The organism is Pseudomonas sp. C1C7 (genome assembly GCF_013359595.1).
Lineage (GTDB): Bacteria > Pseudomonadota > Gammaproteobacteria > Pseudomonadales > Pseudomonadaceae > Aquipseudomonas.
Map to the genome: position 1 here is coordinate 72,026 of NZ_JABFMP010000029.1, position 20,883 is coordinate 92,908.

17 protein-coding genes are annotated in these 20,883 nt (G+C 62.0%); 5 read left to right on the forward strand and 12 right to left on the reverse strand.

The window, feature by feature from the left end:
* Positions 1-43: 43 nt before the first annotated feature.
* The 6 genes from HNO86_RS21940 to HNO86_RS21965 form a co-directional block, all read right to left on the reverse strand.
* A complete protein-coding gene (locus HNO86_RS21940; RefSeq protein WP_175379018.1) occupies positions 44-1,477 on the reverse strand; it encodes an NAD-dependent succinate-semialdehyde dehydrogenase in 1,434 nt (477 codons plus the stop codon).
* On the reverse strand, positions 1,474-2,508 hold the full coding sequence (locus HNO86_RS21945; protein ID WP_175379019.1) for an aldo/keto reductase: 1,035 nt from the start codon (positions 2,506-2,508) through the stop codon (positions 1,474-1,476). The genes HNO86_RS21940 and HNO86_RS21945 overlap by 4 nt, the downstream gene beginning before the upstream one ends.
* A gap of 10 nt (positions 2,509-2,518) precedes the next feature.
* Complete coding sequence (gene fae, locus HNO86_RS21950; RefSeq protein ID WP_175379020.1) at positions 2,519-3,031, reverse strand: formaldehyde-activating enzyme; 513 nt, start codon at positions 3,029-3,031, stop codon at positions 2,519-2,521.
* 332 nt (positions 3,032-3,363) lie between these two features.
* Positions 3,364-3,660: a pentapeptide MXKDX repeat protein gene (locus tag HNO86_RS21955; RefSeq protein WP_175379021.1), complete on the reverse strand. Its 297-nt coding sequence runs from the start codon at positions 3,658-3,660 to the stop codon at positions 3,364-3,366.
* A 53-nt stretch (positions 3,661-3,713) separates the two neighbouring features.
* Entirely contained in the window at positions 3,714-4,499 is a 786-nt protein-coding gene (locus HNO86_RS21960; RefSeq protein ID WP_175379022.1) for a molybdopterin-dependent oxidoreductase, read from the reverse strand.
* Positions 4,496-5,113, reverse strand: coding sequence for a cytochrome b/b6 domain-containing protein (locus HNO86_RS21965; RefSeq protein ID WP_175379023.1), 618 nt, complete (start codon positions 5,111-5,113; stop codon positions 4,496-4,498). The genes HNO86_RS21960 and HNO86_RS21965 overlap by 4 nt, the downstream gene beginning before the upstream one ends.
* Positions 5,114-5,389: 276 nt before the next feature.
* Between HNO86_RS21965 and HNO86_RS21970 the strand changes: the two genes are divergently transcribed.
* The gene (locus tag HNO86_RS21970; RefSeq protein WP_175379024.1) at positions 5,390-6,328 is read left to right on the forward strand and encodes a class I SAM-dependent methyltransferase; all 939 of its coding nucleotides are present in this window, start codon (positions 5,390-5,392) and stop codon (positions 6,326-6,328) included.
* Between the two features lie 112 nt (positions 6,329-6,440).
* Here the strand turns inward: HNO86_RS21970 and HNO86_RS21975 are convergent, their stop codons facing one another.
* A complete protein-coding gene (locus tag HNO86_RS21975) occupies positions 6,441-7,214 on the reverse strand; it encodes a LuxR C-terminal-related transcriptional regulator (RefSeq protein ID WP_175379025.1) in 774 nt (257 codons plus the stop codon).
* 110 nt (positions 7,215-7,324) lie between these two features.
* Here HNO86_RS21975 and HNO86_RS21980 point away from each other — a divergent pair, with 110 nt between their 5' ends.
* Positions 7,325-8,440 carry a polyamine ABC transporter substrate-binding protein gene (locus tag HNO86_RS21980; RefSeq protein ID WP_175379026.1) on the forward strand — a complete coding sequence of 372 codons (1,116 nt, stop codon included), beginning with the start codon at positions 7,325-7,327 and terminating at the stop codon, positions 8,438-8,440.
* 149 nt (positions 8,441-8,589) lie between these two features.
* The gene (locus HNO86_RS21985; protein WP_175379027.1) at positions 8,590-9,720 is read left to right on the forward strand and encodes a P1 family peptidase; all 1,131 of its coding nucleotides are present in this window, start codon (positions 8,590-8,592) and stop codon (positions 9,718-9,720) included.
* A gap of 392 nt (positions 9,721-10,112) precedes the next feature.
* On the opposite strand, the gene HNO86_RS21990 is transcribed toward HNO86_RS21985, so the two are convergent.
* Positions 10,113-10,835 (reverse strand): GNAT family N-acetyltransferase, encoded by a 723-nt coding sequence (locus HNO86_RS21990; protein ID WP_175379028.1) that lies wholly within the window; start codon positions 10,833-10,835, stop codon positions 10,113-10,115.
* A 405-nt stretch (positions 10,836-11,240) separates the two neighbouring features.
* Here HNO86_RS21990 and HNO86_RS21995 point away from each other — a divergent pair, with 405 nt between their 5' ends.
* Together HNO86_RS21995 and HNO86_RS22000 are read left to right on the forward strand one after the other, a co-directional pair.
* Positions 11,241-14,648 (forward strand): Ig-like domain-containing protein, encoded by a 3,408-nt coding sequence (locus HNO86_RS21995; protein ID WP_175379029.1) that lies wholly within the window; start codon positions 11,241-11,243, stop codon positions 14,646-14,648.
* Between the two features lie 223 nt (positions 14,649-14,871).
* On the forward strand, positions 14,872-16,980 hold the full coding sequence (locus HNO86_RS22000; RefSeq protein ID WP_175379030.1) for a C1 family peptidase: 2,109 nt from the start codon (positions 14,872-14,874) through the stop codon (positions 16,978-16,980).
* 21 nt (positions 16,981-17,001) lie between these two features.
* On the opposite strand, the gene HNO86_RS22005 is transcribed toward HNO86_RS22000, so the two are convergent.
* From HNO86_RS22005 to HNO86_RS22020, 4 genes are all read right to left on the reverse strand, one after another.
* On the reverse strand, positions 17,002-17,571 hold the full coding sequence (locus tag HNO86_RS22005) for a YceI family protein (RefSeq protein WP_175379031.1): 570 nt from the start codon (positions 17,569-17,571) through the stop codon (positions 17,002-17,004).
* A gap of 113 nt (positions 17,572-17,684) precedes the next feature.
* A complete protein-coding gene (locus HNO86_RS22010; protein ID WP_175379032.1) occupies positions 17,685-18,365 on the reverse strand; it encodes a phosphoribosyltransferase in 681 nt (226 codons plus the stop codon).
* 294 nt (positions 18,366-18,659) lie between these two features.
* The gene (locus HNO86_RS22015) at positions 18,660-19,625 is read right to left on the reverse strand and encodes an alpha/beta fold hydrolase (protein ID WP_175379033.1); all 966 of its coding nucleotides are present in this window, start codon (positions 19,623-19,625) and stop codon (positions 18,660-18,662) included.
* 122 nt (positions 19,626-19,747) lie between these two features.
* Positions 19,748-20,883 (reverse strand): MATE family efflux transporter (locus HNO86_RS22020; protein WP_175379034.1); only part of this gene is annotated, 1,136 nt, incomplete at its 5' end.

Below are 20,883 nucleotides of genomic sequence, written 5' to 3' on the forward strand. Positions count from 1 at the left end.
GAATCGTCGCACCGCCGCTCCCACAGGGGATGGGGGGTGAACCTTAGAGGCCACCCATCAACAGGTATTTGATTTCCAGGTAGTCATCCAGACCGTACTTGGAGCCCTCGCGACCGAGGCCCGATTCCTTGATGCCGCCGAAGGGCGCCACTTCCGTGGAAATGATCCCTTCGTTGATGCCGACCATGCCCGCTTCCAGGCCTTCGGCCATGCGCCAGACCCGACCGATGTCGCGGCTGTAGAAGTAGGCCGACAGGCCGTACGGCGTGTCGTTGGCGCGTTGCAGCACTTCGGCTTCGTCCTTGAATCGGAAGCACGCTGCCACCGGACCGAAGGTTTCATCCTGGGCGATCAGCATGTCGCTGCTGGCTTCGGCGAGAATCGTCGGCTCGTAGAAAGTGCCGCCCAAAGCGTGACGGCGACCGCCGCACAGGACCTTGGCGCCCTTCCCTACCGCGTCGCTGACGTGGGACTCGACCTTGGCCAGGGCCGCTGCATTGATCAGCGGACCCTGCTCGGTTTCGCCTTCCAGGGCATTGCCGACACGCATGGCCGCGACCGCTTCGGCGAGCTTGCCGGTGAAGGCTTCGTACACACCGTCCTGGATGAAGAAGCGGTTCACGCAGACGCAGGTCTGGCCGGTGTTGCGGAATTTCGAGGCCATCGCGCCTTTGACGGCGGCGTCGATGTCGGCGTCGTCGAAGACAATGAACGGCGCGTTGCCACCCAGTTCCAGCGAGATCTTTTTCAGCGTGTCGGCCGCCTGGCGCATCAGCAATTTGCCGGTGCGGGTGGAACCGGTGAACGACAGCTTGCGCACGATGCCGGACGCTTGCAGCGCGCCGCCGATCGCCACGGCATCACCGGACACCACGTTGAACACACCAGCCGGGATGCCGGCCTGCTCGGCCAGCACCGCCAGGGCGAAAGCCGACAGCGGGGTTTCTTCCGACGGTTTGAGAATCATGGTGCAACCGGCCGCCAGTGCCGGGCCGACCTTGCGGGTGACCATGGCCAGCGGGAAATTCCACGGCGTAATCGCCGCGACCACACCAATGGCTTCCTTGACCACGACGATGCGCGCATCGGCCTTGTGGCTCGGGATCACATCGCCGTAGGCGCGCTTGGCTTCCTCGGCGAACCACTCCAGAAAGCTGGCGGCGTAGACCACTTCGCCCATGGCTTCGGCCAGCGGCTTGCCCTGCTCGCGGCTGAGCAAGGTGGCCAGATCCTTCTGGTTGCTCAGCATCAGCTCGCCCCAGCGCTTGATGCGCTGGCTGCGCTCCTTGGCGGTCAACTTGCGCCAGGCCGGCAAGGCACGGTTGGCCGCTTCGATCGCCAGGTTGGTTTCTTCGGCGCCGGCCTTTTGCACGTCGGCGATCAGCTCGCCGGTGGCCGGGTTCAGTACCGGGTATGTAGCCCCGCCGCTCGACCATTGCCCATCGATGAAGTTGCCGTGACGGATCAAATCGCTCATGCCACGGCCTCGGTCAGGTTGAAACGCTCGGTGCCAGGACGCGCGGTGCGCAGGATACGTTTGCCGGCGGTGTAATCGTTGATCACGTCGCACGGGGTGTAGTTGCGCTCCAGCTCATGCAGCTCTTCGGCGTCGAATTTGGTCTCCAGGGCCGCCAGGGCGCTGTCGAACTGCTCGGTGGTGTCGGCGCCGACCAGCATGCAATCCACGCCAGGGTGATTGGCGACCCAGGCCTGGGCGATCTGTGCGTTGGACACGCCACGGGCACGGGCTACACGCTGCACCGAACGGGCGATTTCGAACGAGGCTTCATCGCTGTACATCTGCTGGGTGAAGAAGTCGGTCTGGTTGCGGGTCGACTGCACATCACCGGTCAGCAAACCGCGGGCCAGCGGGCTGAACACCGAAACGCCCAGGCCCTGATCGCGGCAGAACGGGATCATTTCGCGTTCTTCTTCGCGGTAGGCGCAGTTCAGTTGCAGCTGCATGTTGATCGGCTTGACCCAACCATTGCGCTCGCAGGCCATGAGGATTTTTGCCAGCTGGCCGGTGAGCATGGTCGACACGCCGATGTAGCGGGCCTTGCCGGAACGCACGATGTCGTTCATCGCGCTCATGGTCTCTTCGACCGGGGTGTTGACGTCGAAGTAGTGCAGCATGAAGACGTCGACGTAATCCATGTCCAGGCGCTTGAGCGAGGCGTCGATGCTGTCCATGATGTGCTTGCGCGAGTGGCCGCTGGCGTTGATGCCTGGACGGGTGCCGTAGCCGACCTTGGTGGTGATCACCAGGTCTTCGCGACGGGCCAGGCGCCTGACAATGCGCCCTACCACTTCTTCGCCGACGCCTGCGGAGTAGAAGTCCGCCAGGTCGATGAAGTTCACGCCATTGTCCAGCGCGTGCTTGACGATCGGCTCGCTTTTCTTCTCATCGAAGATCCACGGTTTCCAGTCCGGAGTGCCCATGTTCATGGTGCCCAGGCACAGGCGGGAGACTTCCAGGCCGGAGTTACCCAAACGAATGTATTGCATGGCGCGGACCTCAGGCTTTTGGCGTGTAGAAAGGGTTGGCGATGTGGTTGACCACATCCTTGAGCTGCGCGGTTTCCGGCTTGCCGGTCAGGGCGGCGCGGATCGCGGTGCGGCAGGCGTTGTAGTTGTTCAGGTACACCGCGTCCAGGTCGTCGCAGGACGGATTGACCCAGTTGGCGGTAACGATGGCCCACTCGTCTTCGGCTTCCGGCGGCAGGGTGCCGTCCAGCAGCGCTTCCAGAACGGCCTTGGCGATACCGGCCTGGGACGCGCCCCAGGTGGCGTTGCCGTGCAGGTCGCTGGTGATGGCGGCCTTGTTGACGTACAGGGTCATCGGCTTGACCGGAATGTTCGGCTGGGCGATCACCATGAACGGGCAGTGACCCTGGCTCGGCGAGGCCAGGCTGTTGGCGAACGCCTGACCAGCAGGGCCGTTGCGCGGGCCGATCAGGATGTTGATGTGCGCGGCGTTCACGCCTGGGCCTTCGAAACCTTCGCCGATGTACAGGTCGAGTTCTTTCATGTGTCGTTACTCTTGTCAGGACGCAGAGGGATTTGTTTGAGTGATCAGAAGCGCACGCGGGCCAGGGGCACGGCGTGGCAGAAATCGGGATTCGAAGAGCGCAGCAGGGAGCTGGCGAGGACGCGGCAGTGATGATGAGTCATGGTTGCAAACGCTCTTTTTTGTTGTTGATGAGCTGGTTTGCGATTTTTTAACACTGGGGGTTTGCGGGGCTGTAACCATAAAAAATCATGGGGGTATGAGTTGAGGTCATACCCCCATTTTGCGGTAATCGATTGCCTCTGCAGGAGCTGCCGAAGGCTGCTCCTACATTGGGATTGTGGTGTTTGGGGTTATTGCGACATTGGGTCTTTCTTCATGGCGTCCTTGGACATGGCATCTTTTTTCATGCCGTCCTTGGACATGCTGTCTTTCTTCATCGCGTCCTTGGACATTGCATCCTTGGACATCGAGTCTTTTTTCATCGAGTCCTTGTGCATCGCATCCTTGGACATGGCGTCCTTGGACATGGCGTCCTTGGACATGGCGTCCTTGGACATCGAGTCATTGCTCATGGTATCCGCGGCAAAAACACTGGCGGCGCCCATGGCAAGGCAGAGGGACAGTGCGACGGTGGTCAGCTTTTTCATGGTGTAACTCCTTGAAGCTCAGTGTGGGGTCGAGCGAAATATCCAGGCGGTCCTCAGCTGCCACCGAACCAGTTGTAGCCCTGGTCTTCCCAGTAGCCACCGCTGTAGGTGTTGCTGACGAAAATCGCCTGAATGTGTTTGGGGTTCTTGTAGCCAAGCTTGGTAGGCATGCGCAGCTTCATCGGGAAGCCGTATTCGCGGGGCAGCACCTTGCCGTCCCAGGTCAGCGCCAACAGGGTTTGCGCATGCAGCGCGGTGGCCATGTCGATGCTGGTGTAGTAATCGTCGGCGCACTTGAAGCCGACGTATTTGGCGTCTGTGTCGGCGCCGATGCGCTTGAGGAAATCGCTGAAGCGCACCCCACCCCAGCGGCCGATGGCGCTCCAGCCTTCGACGCAGATATGCCGGGTGATCTGATCGGTCTGCGCCATGGCGCGCAGCTCCTCCAGGCGCCAGCTGCGCTTGTCTGCCACCAGCCCGGAGACTTCCAGGCGGTAGCTCTCCTCCTCCACCGTCGGTGCTTCGTCGATGCCGTAGAAGGCATTGAAGGGAAACGGCCGGGTGATCATCGATTCCGGATAGGTCGGTGCCATGGCATTGGGGTTGAACAGCCAGCCCTGGATCCGGTCATTCAAGCGTGACATCGACGACAGCGCGGTCTCGACGCTGTCGTTGTCGGTGATGTTGCAGCCGGACAACATCGCCACGCCACCGAGAGTCAGGCCGCGCAGCAGGAACGAGCGGCGCGAGCGGTCTTCGATCTGTGGCGCAAGGATCTTGCGGGCGTCGGTCAGGATCGAGGACTCGTCCAGATCCGGGTTCTGGATGCGCTTTTTCATACGGACTCCTTGCGACCGACAATCATGGCCAACAGAGTTTTCGGGACCAGGGCGACCATCACCAGATGCACCGCGACAAACGCGACCAGCAGCGCCATCGCAATGAAGTGCACGTGTCGGGCGGTGTCGTAACCACCGAGCAATTCGCGCAACAGCGGGAACTGCACCGACTTCCACAGCACCAGCCCGGAGATCACCAGCAGGGTGATGTCGAGCATCACGAACAGGTAGGCGAAACGTTGTACCTGGTTGTAATGACTGAGGTCGGCGTGCCCCAACTTGCCGCGCAAGGCGGCCCAGAGGTCATGCAGCACGCCCTTGGGGGAAACCGGGAAGAAGCGGCGCTTCAGTCGACCGCTGAACAGGTTGACGGCGAGGTAGATCACGCCGTTGATCGCGAGAAACCACATCGCCGCGAAATGCCACTGCAATGCGCCGCCGAGCCAGCCGCCGAGGGTGATCGAGGCGGGAAAGCTGAAATCGTAGAGGGGAGAAGCGTTGTAGATCCGCCAGCCGCTGGTCACCATCACCAGCACCGCCAGGGCGTTGAGCCAATGGGTGAGCCGCAACCAGCGTGGGTGGCTGGCCCTGGGTTTTGCAGTGGACTGCGACATGACCGGCTCCTTGTGGTTCGTTGTTCGATGGAGCCGAGTATGGGAGCGCGCAGATCGCCAAATCCTCACGTAAAGTTAAATTAATCGTGATAACTGCCACATCAACCTCTGTAGGAGCGAGGCTTGCCCGCGAATGCGGTATGTCATTCAACATTGAGGTGACTGACACACCGCATTCGCGGGCAAGCCTCGCTCCTACAGGGGATTTGGGTAGTCCGCGAGCAGAGCAACTATGGTTAAATGCCGCCCCCGCAAATTCGCCATCGACGCAAACCCATGAACACCGAAGCCCTCGCCGCTCTCCACCAACACCTGCTGACCGCCCTGGCCACGCCTCCCGCCGAGACCCGACGCCTGTTTCACGGCCGTGGCCGCTGCTGGCCGGGGTTGGAGCAGCTGACGGTGGACTGGTTGCAGGGCGTGGTGCTGGTGGCGTTGTTCAAGGCGCCGGAGCCTTCGCAGCTGGAAGACCTGAAGCAGCTTTTGATGGCGATGACTCAGACAGAGCAATGGGCACAATCCGGCGCCCACACCCTGCTGCTGCAACACCGCTACTTGCTGCAAAGCACCACCGAATGGCTGCTGGGGGATGTCATCGAGGAAATGACCATCACCGAAGGCGGGCTGAAATATCGGGTGGATCTGGGCCGCAAGCAGAACACCGGGCTGTTCCTCGACATGCGTTACGGCCGCGACTGGGTGCGGGCCAACGCCGAGGGCAAACGGGTGCTGAACCTGTTCGCCTACACCTGCGGCTTCTCGGTGGCGGCCATCGAAGGCGGCGCCAGCCACGTGGTCAACCTCGACATGTCGAGCCCGGCCCTGAGCCGTGGCCGCGACAACCATCGGCTCAACGGCCATGACCTGGGCAAGGTGACGTTCCTCGGCCACGACCTGTTCAAATCCTGGGGCAAGGTGATCGGCAAGGGGCCGTATGACCTGGTGATCATCGACCCGCCGTCGTTCCAGAAAGGCAGCTTTTTGCTGACCAAGGATTACCAGCGCGTGCTGCGTCGCCTGCCGGAATTGCTCGGCCCGCAGGGCACGGTGCTGGCGTGCATGAACGACCCGGCGTTTGGTGCGGACTTCCTGATCGATGGCGTGACCCGTGAAGCGCCGAGCCTGCGGTTCGAGCAGCGGCTGGAGAATCCGCCGGAGTTTCCCGATGCCGATATCGAGTGTGGTTTGAAGGCGTTGGTATTCAAGCTTCTGTAGGAGCGGGCTTGCTCGCGGTGGTCGTCAACGATTACGCGGGCTGTATGATTTCCCGCGGTGTCTGGTCGTCCATCGCGAGCAAGCCCGCTCCCACAAGGATCATTGGTGAGCTTCAGCGGGGCTGCAGGACCAGGGCGAACAGTTCGCCGTGTCCGTTGACGTTGAGCTTGTGGTAGAGGTTGCGTCGGTGCACTTTCACGGTCTCCGGCGAGATGCCCATTTGCTGGGCGATGGCCTTGCTGGAGAAGCCTTGCAGGATCAGGCGCGCGGTTTCGATTTCCCGGGTGGTCAGGCGGGCGTCGAAGCGGTCGAACAGGGTCGCCATGTCACCGGCGGCGGGCTCCACGGTCGGGCCTGCTGGTGGCAGCAGCTGAAGATGACGACGCATCGCGCTCAGCACCCAGTCGCGCACGCATAGCAACCGGCCCTGCTCTTCGAGGCTGAAGCGGGTTGAGCGCCCGAGGGACAGGCCGAGCACGGCGCCGTCGACATTGACCATGAACTGCAACTCATCCCCGCCCACCACCTTGCAGAAGTAGCTGAGGTAATACTCGCTCTGCTGGAACTGGTCAGGGGCCACCGAATCCAGGCTGTGCAAACCGTCGGCAATGCCGGCGCAAGCCGCCTGATAGAACGGATCGAGCAGGTACATGCCGGCGCTGTAATCGGCCAGTTCTTCCTGCTCATCGCCATCGCTCTGGTAGTCGAAATCCACCAAAAGGCGCGGCACTCTCCCGGCCTGCATCAGCGCCACCAGTGCGTTGTCCAGCGGCACCAGCAGCCGCAGGGTATCGACCAGCGCACGCCAGAAACCGTCCTCGCCTACCGCGCCGAACATTCGCGCCAGGCCCTGGTGCAGCGGCAACTCTTTGAACAACGCGTCCACGCACTACCCCTTTCGAGTAACCCATGATGGGAATGGGTAACGGCTACCCTGATCGATACGCTGCAAGCTCCTGAACATCACCGGCCGCAGCAGGCCAGGAGTGCCGCATCATGAGTGGTCACCGCTCGTATTTCAATCTGGGCCTGGGCGCCTGCCTGGCGGTTTCGCTTTCGTTGTCGTCGGGAGCGATGGCGACCGAAGGGCCGACCGTTCACGTGTACAACTGGTATGACTACATCGGCCCCGACACCCTGCATGACTTCAAGCGCGACACCGGGATCCAGCCGGTCTACGACACCTTCGACAGCGCCGAAGTGCTGGAAGGCAAACTGCTGACCAGCCGTAGCGGCTACGACGTGGTGGTGGCCAGCAACTACAGCCTGCCGACGCTGATCAAGGCCGGCGCCCTCGCCCCGCTGCCCCATGCGCAAATGCCCGATTTCAAGAACATGGACAGCGACCTGCTGGCGAAACTGGCCCACAACGATCCGGGCAACCAGTACGCCGTGCCGTACCTGTGGGGCACCAACGGCATCGGCTACAACATCGACAAGGTGCGCGCGGCGCTCGGCGACAAGGCGCCGGTGGATTCCTGGGACCTGGTGTTCAAGGAAGAGAACCTGGCCAAACTCGGCGAATGCGGGGTGGCGATGCTCGACTCGCCTTCGGAAATGCTCCCGGTGGCCTTGCACTACCTCGGCCTGCCGCCCAACAGCACCAACCCCGAGGACTACAAGAAGGCCGAGGCGCTGTTGCTGAAACTGCGCCCGCACATCGCCTACTTCAACTCGTCGAAATTCATCAGCGACCTGTCCAACGGCAATATCTGCGTGGCGGTGGGCTGGTCCGGGGCGATGCTCGAAGCCAAGACCACCGCCGAACAGGCCGGCAACGGCGTGAAGATCGCCTACAGCCTGCCGAAGGAAGGCGCGCCGGTGTGGTTCGACACCCTGGTGCTGCTCAAGGATGCGCCGCATCCGCAGCAGGGGCTGGCGTTCATCGACTACCTGATGCGCGCCGAGGTGATCGCTCCGGTGAGCAATCATCTGAACTATCCGAATGGCAATCGCAATGCGACGGCGCTGGTCGCCGAAGCGACCCGCAGCAATCCGGCGGTTTATCCATCGACCGAAGCCCTGGCCACCCTCTTCACCCTGCAACCCCTGCCGCCGGCCACCGAACGGGTGCGGACGCGGATCTGGAGCAAGGTCAAAAACGGCCAATAACCCCGACCCTCTGTGTGCAAGAGCTATGTAGCAGCTGTCGAGTGAAGCGAGGCTGCGATCTTTTAGAAACAAGATCAAAAGATCGCAGCCTTCGGCAGCGCCTACACAGAGATCCAGAAACCCTTGCGAATCTGACAATGAGAACCCCCATGAAACCACGTGCCCGCGACCTGAACATCCAATTCGGCCAACTGCAACCCGGCCCGCTCAACGCCATCACCGACGTCCCCGGCGTGCGGGTCGGGCACAGTGAGGTGCGGGGACGCACCGCCCAGGGCCGCGACATCCTCACCGGCGTCACCGTGATCGAGCCCCGCGTCGGTTCCACCAGCTCGCAACCGTGTTTTGCCGGCGTCCATGTGCTCAACGGCAACGGCGACGCCACGGGGCTGGAATGGATCCGCGAAGCCGGCATGCTGACCAGCCCGGTCGCCTTCACCAACACCCACAGCCTGGGCGTGGTGCGCGATGCCCTGATCGTGCAGGACCGCGAGCAGCAACCGGACGACGGGCGGCTCTACTGGAACATGCCGGTGGTGCTGGAGACCTTCGACGGTTTGCTCAACGACATCAACGGCTTTCACGTGAAGCCTGAGCATGTCGCGCAGGCGGTGAACTCGGCGGTCGGCGGACCGGTGGCCGAAGGCAATGTCGGCGGTGGCAGTGGCATGGTCTGCCATGAGTTCAAGGGTGGCATCGGCACTGCTTCGCGACGGCTCGATGCTGACCAGGGCGGCTGGACGGTCGGCGCCATTGTTCAGGCCAATCATGGCAAGCGTCAGGAATTGCGTGTCGACGGTTACCCGGTCGGGCGCTATCTGACGCAGGACGATTCGCCGTTTACCAAGGCCGCGCTGCCGCATGCCGGCATGGGTTCGATCGTGGTCTGCCTGGCCACCGATGCGCCGCTGCTGCCGCATCAATGCACCCGCCTGGCGCAACGTGCCAGCCTCGGCCTGGCTCGCACCGGCGGCGGCAACGAGGACCAGAGCGGCGACATTTTCATCGCGTTCGCCACCGGCAATTCCCATGTGCCGCCGGCCGCCTACGAGCGCAAACGCGCGCCGACCACCGACCATCTGAGCATGGTCAATAACGATCACATCAGCGACTTGTTCCTGGCGGCCACCGAAGCGGTGGAAGAAGCGATCATCAACGCCCTGCTCGCCGCCGAAACGACCGAAGGTAATGGACATGCGGTGTCGGGGCTGGATGCCGAAACGCTGCTCAAAGCCTTGAAACAGGCCGGTTGGCCGGGAGAAGGAAAGGTCGGAAGCTGACACTTGTGGGAGGATTAGACGTGCGGTACTTGAGGGCGATCCTGCATGTTCCTACGATGAAGTTGCGCAGCCGCTTGCTTGCCCAAGCCGTTGCGCAGGTGGTGAGTGTACTGAACCCCTATCAAGCTCACCGCCTGCTTCATGCGCATCTTGAGCCTCAATGGCTCCACTTCTCCCCATCAAAGAGCTTTGAGGCTCTTTTTTAATCCGACAGCCCGGCTTTTGGCCGGGCTTGGTGTTTCTGGATATCCGCATTCCCCTGCAGGAACGATCAAACCGAAAACGCGTTTCTTTGCAGGAGCTGCCGTAGGCTGCGATCTTTTGATTTTGCCTTTCAAAAACAAGATCAAAAGATCGCAGCCTTCGGCAGCTCCTACAGGGGTTTGTGGTACCTAGACCAACCGCAACCGCGGCCCGCTCACCGGCACCGCATCGTCCCCCAACCGCTCACGCACAAACTCCTGGGCCTTGCGCGTCAGCTGATCCAGATGCCGGTCGCGCTGCTTTTCCGCGTCCTGCATCGCGCGCTTGCCGTTTTTCTGCAGCAGGTACGTGTGAATCTGCCGCACCTCCAGCGAGCTGTAGATCGATGCCACGTCCAGCAGCGCCATCAAGCCATCGCTGCCGTGATCACGGGTGTTCATCAGCACCTGGGTCGCGCGTACGCCCACCACCTGGAAACCCATCGCCTCGAAATACGGCACCTTGGCCACCGCGCAAGTCAGTTCGGCATGGGGATAGCGGGCGACCATCTCGCGCAGCATCCGCCGGGCGATGCCCTGGCGCCGATGGCCGGCGTGCACCGCCATATAGGCCACGCCGCAAGCCTCGGGATCATCCTTGACCGGCAGGTACAACACAAACCCCGTGACCTGCTCCGGGTCGTCCAGATCGGTGGCGACGATCAACTCCACATCGATCCCCTTCGCCCCGTTCAGCGCCTCCAGATACAGGTGCACCTCAAAGCCGATCGCGTATTGATAGACGTTGTAGAGCAGATTGCTCGGCGGGATCGCGACCGCGCTGATGTCGGTCAGGTTGTCGACCACCATCTGCAGGATCTGGCTATTGATGTGCTCGGGGCACGGGGATTTGTAGTGGGTGATCTGGGGCATTGCGGCGGGCGACTCGAGAAAGCGATGGCTGCGTATGATAACGCGCCATCGACGCCGCGGCTGACCGAATGATCAATGGATTGGAGAGTGAATACCCTCATCAAAACATGACTGATAAAGCTTCTGATTCAGCTTCAGTCAAAATAATGACATTCACAATTGGGGAATGTAACCCACTGATAAAAGCGATTTTCCCCAAAAATGAGGAATTTCCCCCACTCTCCCTAATTCGCCTCTTGCCCCCCAATTTACATATCCTGAAACAAATACCTGATAAGTTTGAACTTTCCATGTAGGACTAAAGTCGGGCTCGCCCGTTGCATGGCACTTTGCACCCGCAGCAGCTGTCGTCCCGTTACGAGGATGGTGGGTTTCGCCGATTTGGCATGAAGCGAGGGGTCCAACATGAAACGCGCAAAACCGCAGTCCAAATCAACCCGCTATGCACGAAGGTCAGGAGCGACTTGCGCAGCGATTCTCATCACCCTCGCCACGGCCAGCGCTTCACCGCTCGACGATGAAAGCCAGCCACCGCCAACAGACCCCTCGGCCTACTCCAATCCACCGGCGACCCCGGTAGAAGCGGCCGCCGCGCTGGAAGCCATCAAGGGCATGCCGGACGCCAACCAGGGTGCGATCGCCCTGCCCAACGGTGTGTACGGCACCCGCAAAACGCCAACCACCGAAAACGTGCTGCCGCCCAGCCTGCAGACCTCGTTCAACTACCCCACCAACGGCAAACCCAGCCCGTTGTTCGGGGCGCTGCCTTACACCCAGCAATTGCTGTTGTTCGAAGAATTCGGCACGGAAAAACTCGACCCGACCCTACCCCAACCGCCCCTGACGTTCCCCGTGCCCACCGTCGGCCCGGCGCCACAGCAGGACCCGGAAAGCATCGCCCGCAGCGGCCCTTCGAGCACCGCGCTGGAAGCCTTCATGAAACAGCCCGGCCTCTACCCGTTTCCGACGCAGTTTTCCAACGTGCTGGACCGCAACCCGTGGAAAGCGCAGATCGAAGCCTTCCTCAACCGCCATCCGGTCGGCTCGCCGGCCGAGGGTCGCCCACCAGGAAAGGGCTGGTCCCATCAGCGCTGGAACGAGTTCTACCCGCAAACTGCCTTCAAGACCGTGCAAGCCGGCGCCAAACTCAATGGAGGCATGCGCGACCGCCGGCAAATGCACAACTATGCCGTGGGTGAGTTCGCCCCTGGCGGGCTCTACTATCAGACCTCGGACATTCCGACCACCAAGGGCACGACCAAAGGCATCGACACCCGCTTCCACCCCAACTTTCCGATTCAGAACCACAAGGCGCTGTGGACCTTCGACGGCACCTTCCCGCCAAAGCTGTTGATGGTGCGTTACGGCCAACCCGTGCTGATGCGTCACTACAACGCCCTGCCGATCGACCCGGCGGCGAACATGGGTTTCGGCCTGCACACCATCAGCACCCATGAGCACAACGGCCACAACCCGGCGGAAAGCGACGGCTATACCAACGCGTTTTTCTTCCCCGGCCAGTACTACGATTATCGCTGGCCGATGCAACTGGCCGGCTACGACACCATCAACACCCGGGCCGAAGATCCGCATGCGGCGTTCCCTTGCTCGCCGGGCGAAACCCTGTTCGTCAATGACGCCACGCCCGGAATCAAGACCTGCCAGAACGGCACGATCAAGATCCGCGGCGACTGGCGCGAAACCATGAGCACCCACTGGTTCCACGACCACATGCTCGATTTCACCGCGCAGAACGTCTACAAGGGCAACGCGGTGATGATGAACTACTACAGCGCCATCGATCGCGGTAACGAAGCGCTCGAGGACGGCGTCAACCTGCGCTTGCCCAGCGGCTCGGCTTTGCCCTGGGGCAACCGTGACTACGACGTCAACCTGGTGGTGGCCGACAAGGCCTGGGACAAGAACGGGCAGCTGTGGTTTAACCCGTTCAACACCGACGGCTTCCTGGGCGACCAGATCCTGGTCAACTGGCAGTACCAGCCGACCCTGAAAGTGCGTGCGCGCAGTTACCGCTTCCGCATTCTCAATGGCTCGGTATCGCGCTACTTCAGGATCGCCCTGGTACGTGAAATTGCCGGTAACGGCGGCGAATTCCCGGGCCCGGCGGGCTCCAATCTGTCCTACACCCGGGTGCCGTTCCACATGATCGGTAACGACGGCAACATCATGGAGCACGCCGTGCCGTTCGACGGCAGCCTGGACCTGGACGGCGATGGCGACCTGCAGAACCACAACGCGATCCTGCCGACCCAGGGCATCGCCGAGCGCTTCGACATCATCGTCAACTTCGCGAAAAACGGGATCAAGACCGGCGACAAGCTGTACTTCGTCAACCTGATGGAGCACCAGACCGGCAAGGGGCCGGAAGACGAACCGCTGAAGCTGGCCGACGTACTGTCCGAGAAATACAAGGCGGTGCTCAAGCAAGGCAGCAAGGGACTTGAGTGGGACAAGGGTGACCCGGTGGTCGGCAAGTTCATGCAGATGGTGGTTCAGCCTTACAGCGGCACCGACGTGAGCATGAACCCGGCCGATTACGAGCCGGCCAAACCCGGCAAGGCAGTGGGCAAAGTGATGATTCCGCTGCCCCTCAACCGTGATGATCCGGTGGTCCAGGCCAAGCTGAAACAGGCACGCCATCGCGAGTTCATCTTCGGCCGTTCCGACGGTACCGACGAAGAGCCATGGACCATCAAGACCGATGGCGGCTTCGGCTACGCTATGGACCCACGCCGGCTCAACGCCGCTCCGCAGTTGTCCACCGGCCCGACCGATGCCGGATTCTCCGGTGACGGCACCCTGGAAGTATGGAAAATCAAAAACGGCGGCAATGGCTGGAACCACCCGGTTCACGTGCACTTCGAGGAAGGCATCGTCCTCAGTCGTGACGGCAAGGCGCCACCGGAATGGGAAAAATGGGCACGCAAGGACGTGTATCGCATCGGTCAGGGCATCGACAGTTCGGTGGACGTGGATGTGGCTATTCGCTTCCGCGAATTCGCCGGGACCTACATGGAGCACTGCCACAACACCCAGCATGAGGACACCTCGATGCTGCTGCGCTGGGATATCGAGCGTCCGGGTCAGTTCCAGTTGATGCCAACGCCGCTGCCTGGCTGGGACGGTGTCACCTACGTCAACTCTGCCGCGCTGCCAACTTTCCGCACCGGCGGCAAGGATGACGACAACGAGGGCGACAACAAGAAACCGGTAGCCAATCCGGACAGCGCCACCAGCAATAACGGGCAAGCGGTGACCATCAACGTGCTGGCCAACGACACAGACCCGGACGGTAACCTGCCGCTCAAAGTCGTGGGCCTGAACCAGCCGGACTCCGGCAAGGGCACGGTCAGCACCGACGGCACCCGTGTGATCTACACGCCACCGGCCACCGCTCCCGGACCGTTCACCGCGACCTTCACCTATCAGGCCAGTGACGCCAAGGATGCCGTCTCGGAACCGGCCACCGTCTCGGTGGCGGTAACGCCAGCGCCAACGGTCAACGAAGACCTGGTGGTGAGCAGCGCTTCGGTCACGGCGCGCAGCAACAGCCGTTACACCTACGACCTGTCAGGGACCACGTCGCGGGGTTCGGGCAATACGATCATGGTGACGGTGACGACGATCGCAGGCCCTCTCAATCTCGGCGCCGCCACCCTGACGCCGGTGGGAACAGGCGCACGCTGGAAACTGAACGTCACCCTCACCGGTGTCGGCCCGTCAGCGAGCCCGGTCGCCACGATCACCTCGGGCTACGGCAAGACCGTCACCGCGCCGATCTCCGTGCGCTGATGTGAGCCCGACTGACGCCCGGTCCGTGCAAGGCGGACCGGGCGTTGTTTTGACCGTGACAACGCCATCGCGAGCAGGCTCGCGATGGCGACGCCCGGTCGCTCAGGGCCTTGAAAGCTGTGGCGCTTGATCTACCGTACTTTGACGTACCCATTGCCGGTGCCTGCGTGTCGACGATGGTCCGTTCCTGAACCTGCGACTGCCGAGTTTTCAAGGAGCCATGATGGCCACCTCTCCGCGCACGACTGCATCCGCCGCCAGCAAAGCCAAGCCCCGCAAAAAAACCACCGCCAACGTCGCCGACGCCCTGATTCGCCGCCGCCCGGTCTGCCCCGATCAACTGGACTTGCGTGACCGTCTCTACCAGCCACCGGTAGGTCTGCAGCCGGCAAAAATGCTGATGCCGACACTCTGGATGAGCATCAAGAACCAGCTGCAAACGGAAGCCTGCACCGGCTTCGCGCTGTCGACCGTGATCGAGTACCTGCTCAGCAAGGGCAAGCGCGAGAACAAGCCCGCCATCTCGCCCTACATGCTCTACAGCATGGCGCGACGCTACGACGAGATTCCCGAAGCACCGAACGCCGAGCCCAAGCTGGCCGACAGTGGCTCGACCCTGCGCGGCGCGCTCAAGGGCTGGTACAAGCAAGGGGCCTGCGCGGCGGCCTTGTGGCCAAACCTGGACATGCCACCCGCGACCAACCTCCCCGAGACCGACTGGTGGATCGACTCGGTGCAGCGCCCGCTCGGCGCCTATTACCGGGTGGACCCGCTGTCGATCAGCGACATGCATGTGGCCCTCAATGACCTGGGCGTGCTCTATGCCAGCGCCGCCTGCCATGCCGGCTGGACCGTCGCCGAAAGCGCAGCGGCGAAACTGGCCAGCCCACCGGCTGCCTGGAAGGATTACTGGCGCATCCCCAGCCAGAAAGCCGGGTTCGACGATGGCGGCCATGCCTTCGTGATCGTCGGCTACAACGAGGACGGTTTCCTGATCCAGAACTCCTGGGGCACCGGCTGGGGCAGCGCCGGTTACGCGATCCTCACCTACTCGGACTGGCAGAACAACGCAATGGACTGCTGGGCGCCGCAACTGGGGGTGATCACCGCCGAACACACGGCGATCTCCGAAGCGACGACCCTGCGCGAAAACACCGCCGGCAACGTCGTGGTCGCGTCTTCCGAAGTGCTGGCCAATCGGGAAATCAATCCGTTCATCATCGACCTTGGCAACAACGGCGAACTGAGCCAGACCGGTGACTTTCGCACGCGCCGCGAAGACGTGGAGGACCTGGTCGATTTCCACCTCGGGCAAGCGCGCAAACGCTGGAACCTGTCGGCCTCAGACACCATCGATATCGCGATCTACGCCCATGGCGGCCTCAATGACGAAAAAGCCGCAGCCGCCGCGGCGAAAGAGTGGATCCCCCTGCTCTACGACGCGAAGATTTTCCCGATCTTCCTGATGTGGGAAACCGGGGCCATGACCACCATCCTCAACCTCATCGTCGATGCCTTCCGCCAGGTCCCGCGCAGCACCGGCGGGGTTTTCTCGGAATTGGGCGATGCCGTCAAACAGTTCTACGACAAGCGCCTGGAGCGCGCGCTGGCCACACCAGGCACCCTGTTGTGGGGCGAGATGAAACAGAACGCCGACGCCCTGAGCGGCAATCCGCAAAGCGGCCTGCAGATTCTGCAAAAGGCATTTCTCGCCTCCGACAAGATCGGCAAATTCCGCCTGCACCTCATCGGCCATTCGGCAGGTTCCATCGTCCACAGCTTCATCATCGATCGGCTCGCCGCCCAGGGACTGCGCTTTGCGTCGCTGAACCTGATGGCGCCAGCGGTGCGGGTCGACACCTTCGAGCGCCTGGTGCTGCCGCATCTGATCAGCAAAACCGTGGACAACTGCCTGCAGTTTTCCCTGACCGACGAAGCGGAAAACAAGGACCCGACGTGCCGCCCGTACCTGCGCTCACTGCTCTATCTGGTGTCCGAATCCTTCGAGGCAGGTGTGCGCACACCGATCCTTGGCATGGACAAGTACGTCAGGCTGTCGCCGGTGTTCAATCTGCCGAACTTCACTTACATCACCACGCCGTCCGCCGACTCGATCAACTCGACCCACGGCGGGTTCGACAACGATGTACCGACGCAGAAAAAGATCGTCGCGCAGGTGCTCAGGAGCAAAGCCAATGTCATGAACCGGACCGGCGTCGGAGGCGGCGGCTGGTGGGCGGGCGAACCTGCGGCGCCGGCAAAAACCTCGCGTAGCCCGGCCGTGGCCGCCAAACCGAAAAAACCGGCAGCTGCGAGGGCGAAGAAGGGATGAACGGCAATGCACCGCAGGGGCTCAACGCTGCGGTGCAACCATTCGAAACTGGATATTGATGTCATTGGAAACAACGCTGTCGGCCCACTCGCCTTCACCGATCTTGAAGTCGTTACGCTTGACCGTCAGCTCGCCAGCGAAGATACCGACACCGCCCTCGGCCTTGAGCAACACGGGCACGTCCACTTTTCGCGCCTGCCCCCTGAGCATGAGGTTGCCGGTAATCATGTAGCGGTTATTGCCCAGATCCTTGACACGAGTCGATTCAAAGACCGCCTGCGGGTAAGTGGCCGTATCGAACCAGGCCGGCTTGGGCAGTTCGGTTTTGGCGTCTTCGCTCTCGACATTGATACTGGCCAGTTCAATGGTCAGCCTGGCGTGGGCCGCATCGGGGTCAGCGGTGTCGAAGTCCAGGTCGCCTTCGAACTTCTCGAAGGTGCCATAGACCCTCGAGCCCATCTGGCTGTAGGTAAAGCTGATGGTGCTGGCCGTGGGGTTCACGTCGATGTATTCGGCGGCGTGAGCGCCGGCGGCACCATCGAGCGCAACGATGGCGAGCACTGCGATGAAACGCGAGAATCGAGGGTTCATGGAACACTCCGGGCCCGGACGCCCTGACAGGAGAAGTGTCGAACACAGCCACGCCAGCAACAGGAGGACTAAAGCAAAGAACGGCTGTTTATGCCAGTGAACATTGCGCTCAATCAGCGCTGACTGGCACTCGCCTCGCGCTGCCACGCCCTCTGCAACAGATCGATTACTTCCCTGTCCGAGGTCTGGGAGAAATCCACATACCAGTGCCCGATGGAAGTGAACCAGTCCGGGTACAGCGGGCACACCAGCTCGTCCACGTCCCTGCGCAGCGCCTCGGCCGTTTCGATCGGCGCCACAGGCACGGCGACCACGATGCGCGCCGGCGCCTGCGTGCGCACCGCACGGATCGCCGCCTTCATCGAGGCACCGGTGGCCAGGCCGTCGTCGATCAGGACCACCACCTGCCCCTCCAGCTCAAGCGGTGGGCGCGAGCCGCGATACACCTGTTCGCGTCGCAGCAGTTCCTGACTTTCCCGTGCCACCACGGCGTCGAACCCGGCCTTGTCGATCGGGTGCGCGCGCAGTGCCTCTTCATTACGAATCAGGACGCCACCACTGGCAATCGCGCCCATGGCGTACTCCGGGCGGGACGGCACGCCGAGTTTGCGCACCAGCATCAGGTCGAGCCGAACACCCAGCGCCGCAGCCACTTCATAAGCCACCGGCACCCCGCCACGGGGCAAGGCCAGGAGAATCACATCGCAGCGATGGGCGTATGGCTGCAGCAGCTCCACCAGACGCCTGCCGGCGTCAGGGCGATCCTGCAGGATGGAATGGGGCAAGGGGTTCATGGAAAACCTCCCCAGGCGATCGGGCCTGTCGGTTAACGGCTGCCCCCAATTTTGCTCCGACTACACAAAAACCACACCCACCACCGCAAAACCTTTGCAGGAACTGACGAGTGCAACGAGGCTGCGATCTTTCAAGATCAAAAGATCGCAGCCTACGGCAGCGCCTACACAGGACCGCGCTCACCGCGTTCACCTGTAGGAGCGAGGCTTGCCCGCGAAGACGTCCTGGCAGACACATCACCTATCGCAGGCCCGCAGCCCTCGCGGGCAAGCCTCGCTCCTACACACCGGTTTCTACTTCCCCACATGCCGCCCAAGGAAGTCCGCCACCAACCCGGCAATTTCCCCAGGCTTCTCATCCAGCGCGAAATGTCCCGCATCCAGCACATGCACCTGCGCCTTCGGAAGATCGCGCTGGTACGCCGCCGCTTCGGCCACATCAAAAGAGGGATCGAACCGGCCCCACACCACCAGCGTCGGCGGTTGATGTTCGCGCAGCCAGGCCTGCCACTTCGGATAACTGGCCACGTTGGTGCGATAGTCGTAGAACAGGTCGCTCTGGATATCCGCCTGCCCCGGCTGGTTCAGGAAATTGAATTCGTCGGTCCACAGATCCGGATTGAATGCCTCGATATCCGGGTTGTGCCCAACATGCCGTTGCTTTGTCGTGGCCAGCGAGAAAAAGCTCGCCCGCAACCCCGCCTCGTTCGCCGCGCGATCGGCCCAGAACTCACGTCGTTTCTGCCACAGCGGCCCCAGACCATCCTCGTGGGACACCGCGTTCTGCACGATCAACGTCTGCAAACGCTCCGGATGGGCCAGCATCATCCGAAAACCCACCGGGCCGCCGTAATCCTGCACATACAACGAGTACTTGTTCAGGCCCAGCGTCTCGGTGAAATGCACCATCACACTGGCCAGATGATCGAAGGTATAGACGAACGCCTTGGAATCCGGCGCATCGCTATGACCAAAACCCGGATAATCCGGCGCTACCAGATGATACTGCTGCGCCAGGCGCGCCAGCAGCGGATCGTACATGCGCGAAGAGCTCGGAAAGCCGTGCAGCAGCAACAAGGTCGGCTTATCCGGCGACCCGGCTTCACGGTAGAAAATCGTCAGGTCATCGACCTTGATACTGCGGTAGGCAACAGACATCTGTACCTGCGAATGGCTGGCCGTTTGACCCGCGTAGGCGGCCTTGGAAAATGACAGGCCCAGGGCGCAACCAAGCGCCAGGGCGGACAGCAATTTGTTCATCGAAAAGGCTCGGGTGGAAGGTAGGCGTCAACCTTGCCACCGCGATGTATCAGGCGATCCGGGCCTTTGTAATTGCCTGTATGTTCAGGGGCGATCTTACACAGCGATACACACCGAAATGTTTACACCAACCGCTCGATCTTCTGATGCTTCCACACCAGCTTGTAATACAGCGTCTGCAACACCAGCATCCCCAGATACGCCACCGGAAACGCCATCCACACCCCCTGCAGGCCAAACCGTGCGTCCAGCAGATAAGCCACCGGCAATTGCACACCCACCACGCAGATGATCGAAATCATCACCGGCACCATCACCGTGCCACTGGCGCGCATGATGCCGCCAATGATCGCCTGGAAGCCAAACACCAGCAGGCTCCAGAGCATGATGTGCAGCAGGTGATCGGCCATGGTCAGGGTCGATTCCTCGGTGAGGAACGAGCCCAGCAGCCAGTGCGACAGCAAATACCCGAGTACAACCAGACCACCGGTCAGGCACACGTTGATCATCAACCCCGTGCGCAGGATCGCGCCGATACGCTCGACGCGCCCTGCCCCGATCGCCTGGGCGCCGAGGATCGACGCGGTGATGGCAATCGACAGCGCCGGGAATTGCACGTAATTGACGATCTGCGTCACCGCGCCATAGGCCGCCGTCGCCTGGGAACCGTGCTGGTTCACCAGCGCCAGAATCACCAGTTCCGACAGCGACAACACCACCATCTGCAGGCCGGTGGGCAGGCCGATGCGCAACACCTTTGCGAGGATCGCCCAATCGAGCTTCATCGCCGCGAAGAACGCCCGGTCCGGCGCCATCGGATGTCCTTTGCGAATCAACCGCCACGCCAGCCAGCCCATGGCCGCCAGGTTGCCCGCCAACCCGGCAAACGCCGCGCTTTGAATCCCCAACGGTGGAATGCCCAGCCAGCCGCGTATCAACGCCGGTGTCAGCGCCAGACCGATCACGGTCGACACCACCAGCGCCAGCAACGGCGACAGGGTGTCACTCACCCCGCGCAGCAACTGCGTGAACAGCACGAACACCAGGAGCGACGGCATGAACCACAGCATCACATGGGCATAAGCCACCGCATCGTCCAGCACATCCCCGGGCGTGCCCAACCCCATCAATGAAGGCCGCGCGAACACACTGCCCACCACCGCCGCCACCAGCCCGATCAACACGCCCAACAACAAAGTCGCACCGGCAATCGCCTTGACCAGATGCGTCTCCCGCGCCCCCCAAGCCTGCACGATCA

Excerpts from the sequence above, each read along its gene's own strand:
- HNO86_RS21940 (WP_175379018.1), bottom strand. The coding sequence starts at position 1,477 with ATGAGCGATTTGATCCGTCACGGCAACTTCATCGATGGGCAATGGTCG.
- HNO86_RS21945 (WP_175379019.1), bottom strand. The coding sequence starts at position 2,508 with ATGCAATACATTCGTTTGGGTAACTCCGGCCTGGAAGTCTCCCGCCTG.
- fae (WP_175379020.1), bottom strand. The coding sequence starts at position 3,031 with ATGAAAGAACTCGACCTGTACATCGGCGAAGGTTTCGAAGGCCCAGGC.
- HNO86_RS21955 (WP_175379021.1), bottom strand. The coding sequence starts at position 3,660 with ATGAAAAAGCTGACCACCGTCGCACTGTCCCTCTGCCTTGCCATGGGC.
- HNO86_RS21960 (WP_175379022.1), bottom strand. The coding sequence starts at position 4,499 with ATGAAAAAGCGCATCCAGAACCCGGATCTGGACGAGTCCTCGATCCTG.
- HNO86_RS21965 (WP_175379023.1), bottom strand. The coding sequence starts at position 5,113 with ATGTCGCAGTCCACTGCAAAACCCAGGGCCAGCCACCCACGCTGGTTG.
- HNO86_RS21970 (WP_175379024.1), top strand. The coding sequence starts at position 5,390 with ATGAACACCGAAGCCCTCGCCGCTCTCCACCAACACCTGCTGACCGCC.
- HNO86_RS21980 (WP_175379026.1), top strand. The coding sequence starts at position 7,325 with ATGAGTGGTCACCGCTCGTATTTCAATCTGGGCCTGGGCGCCTGCCTG.
- HNO86_RS21985 (WP_175379027.1), top strand. The coding sequence starts at position 8,590 with ATGAAACCACGTGCCCGCGACCTGAACATCCAATTCGGCCAACTGCAA.
- HNO86_RS21990 (WP_175379028.1), bottom strand. The coding sequence starts at position 10,835 with ATGCCCCAGATCACCCACTACAAATCCCCGTGCCCCGAGCACATCAAT.
- HNO86_RS21995 (WP_175379029.1), top strand. The coding sequence starts at position 11,241 with ATGAAACGCGCAAAACCGCAGTCCAAATCAACCCGCTATGCACGAAGG.
- HNO86_RS22000 (WP_175379030.1), top strand. The coding sequence starts at position 14,872 with ATGGCCACCTCTCCGCGCACGACTGCATCCGCCGCCAGCAAAGCCAAG.
- HNO86_RS22005 (WP_175379031.1), bottom strand. The coding sequence starts at position 17,571 with ATGAACCCTCGATTCTCGCGTTTCATCGCAGTGCTCGCCATCGTTGCG.
- HNO86_RS22010 (WP_175379032.1), bottom strand. The coding sequence starts at position 18,365 with ATGAACCCCTTGCCCCATTCCATCCTGCAGGATCGCCCTGACGCCGGC.
- HNO86_RS22015 (WP_175379033.1), bottom strand. The coding sequence starts at position 19,625 with ATGAACAAATTGCTGTCCGCCCTGGCGCTTGGTTGCGCCCTGGGCCTG.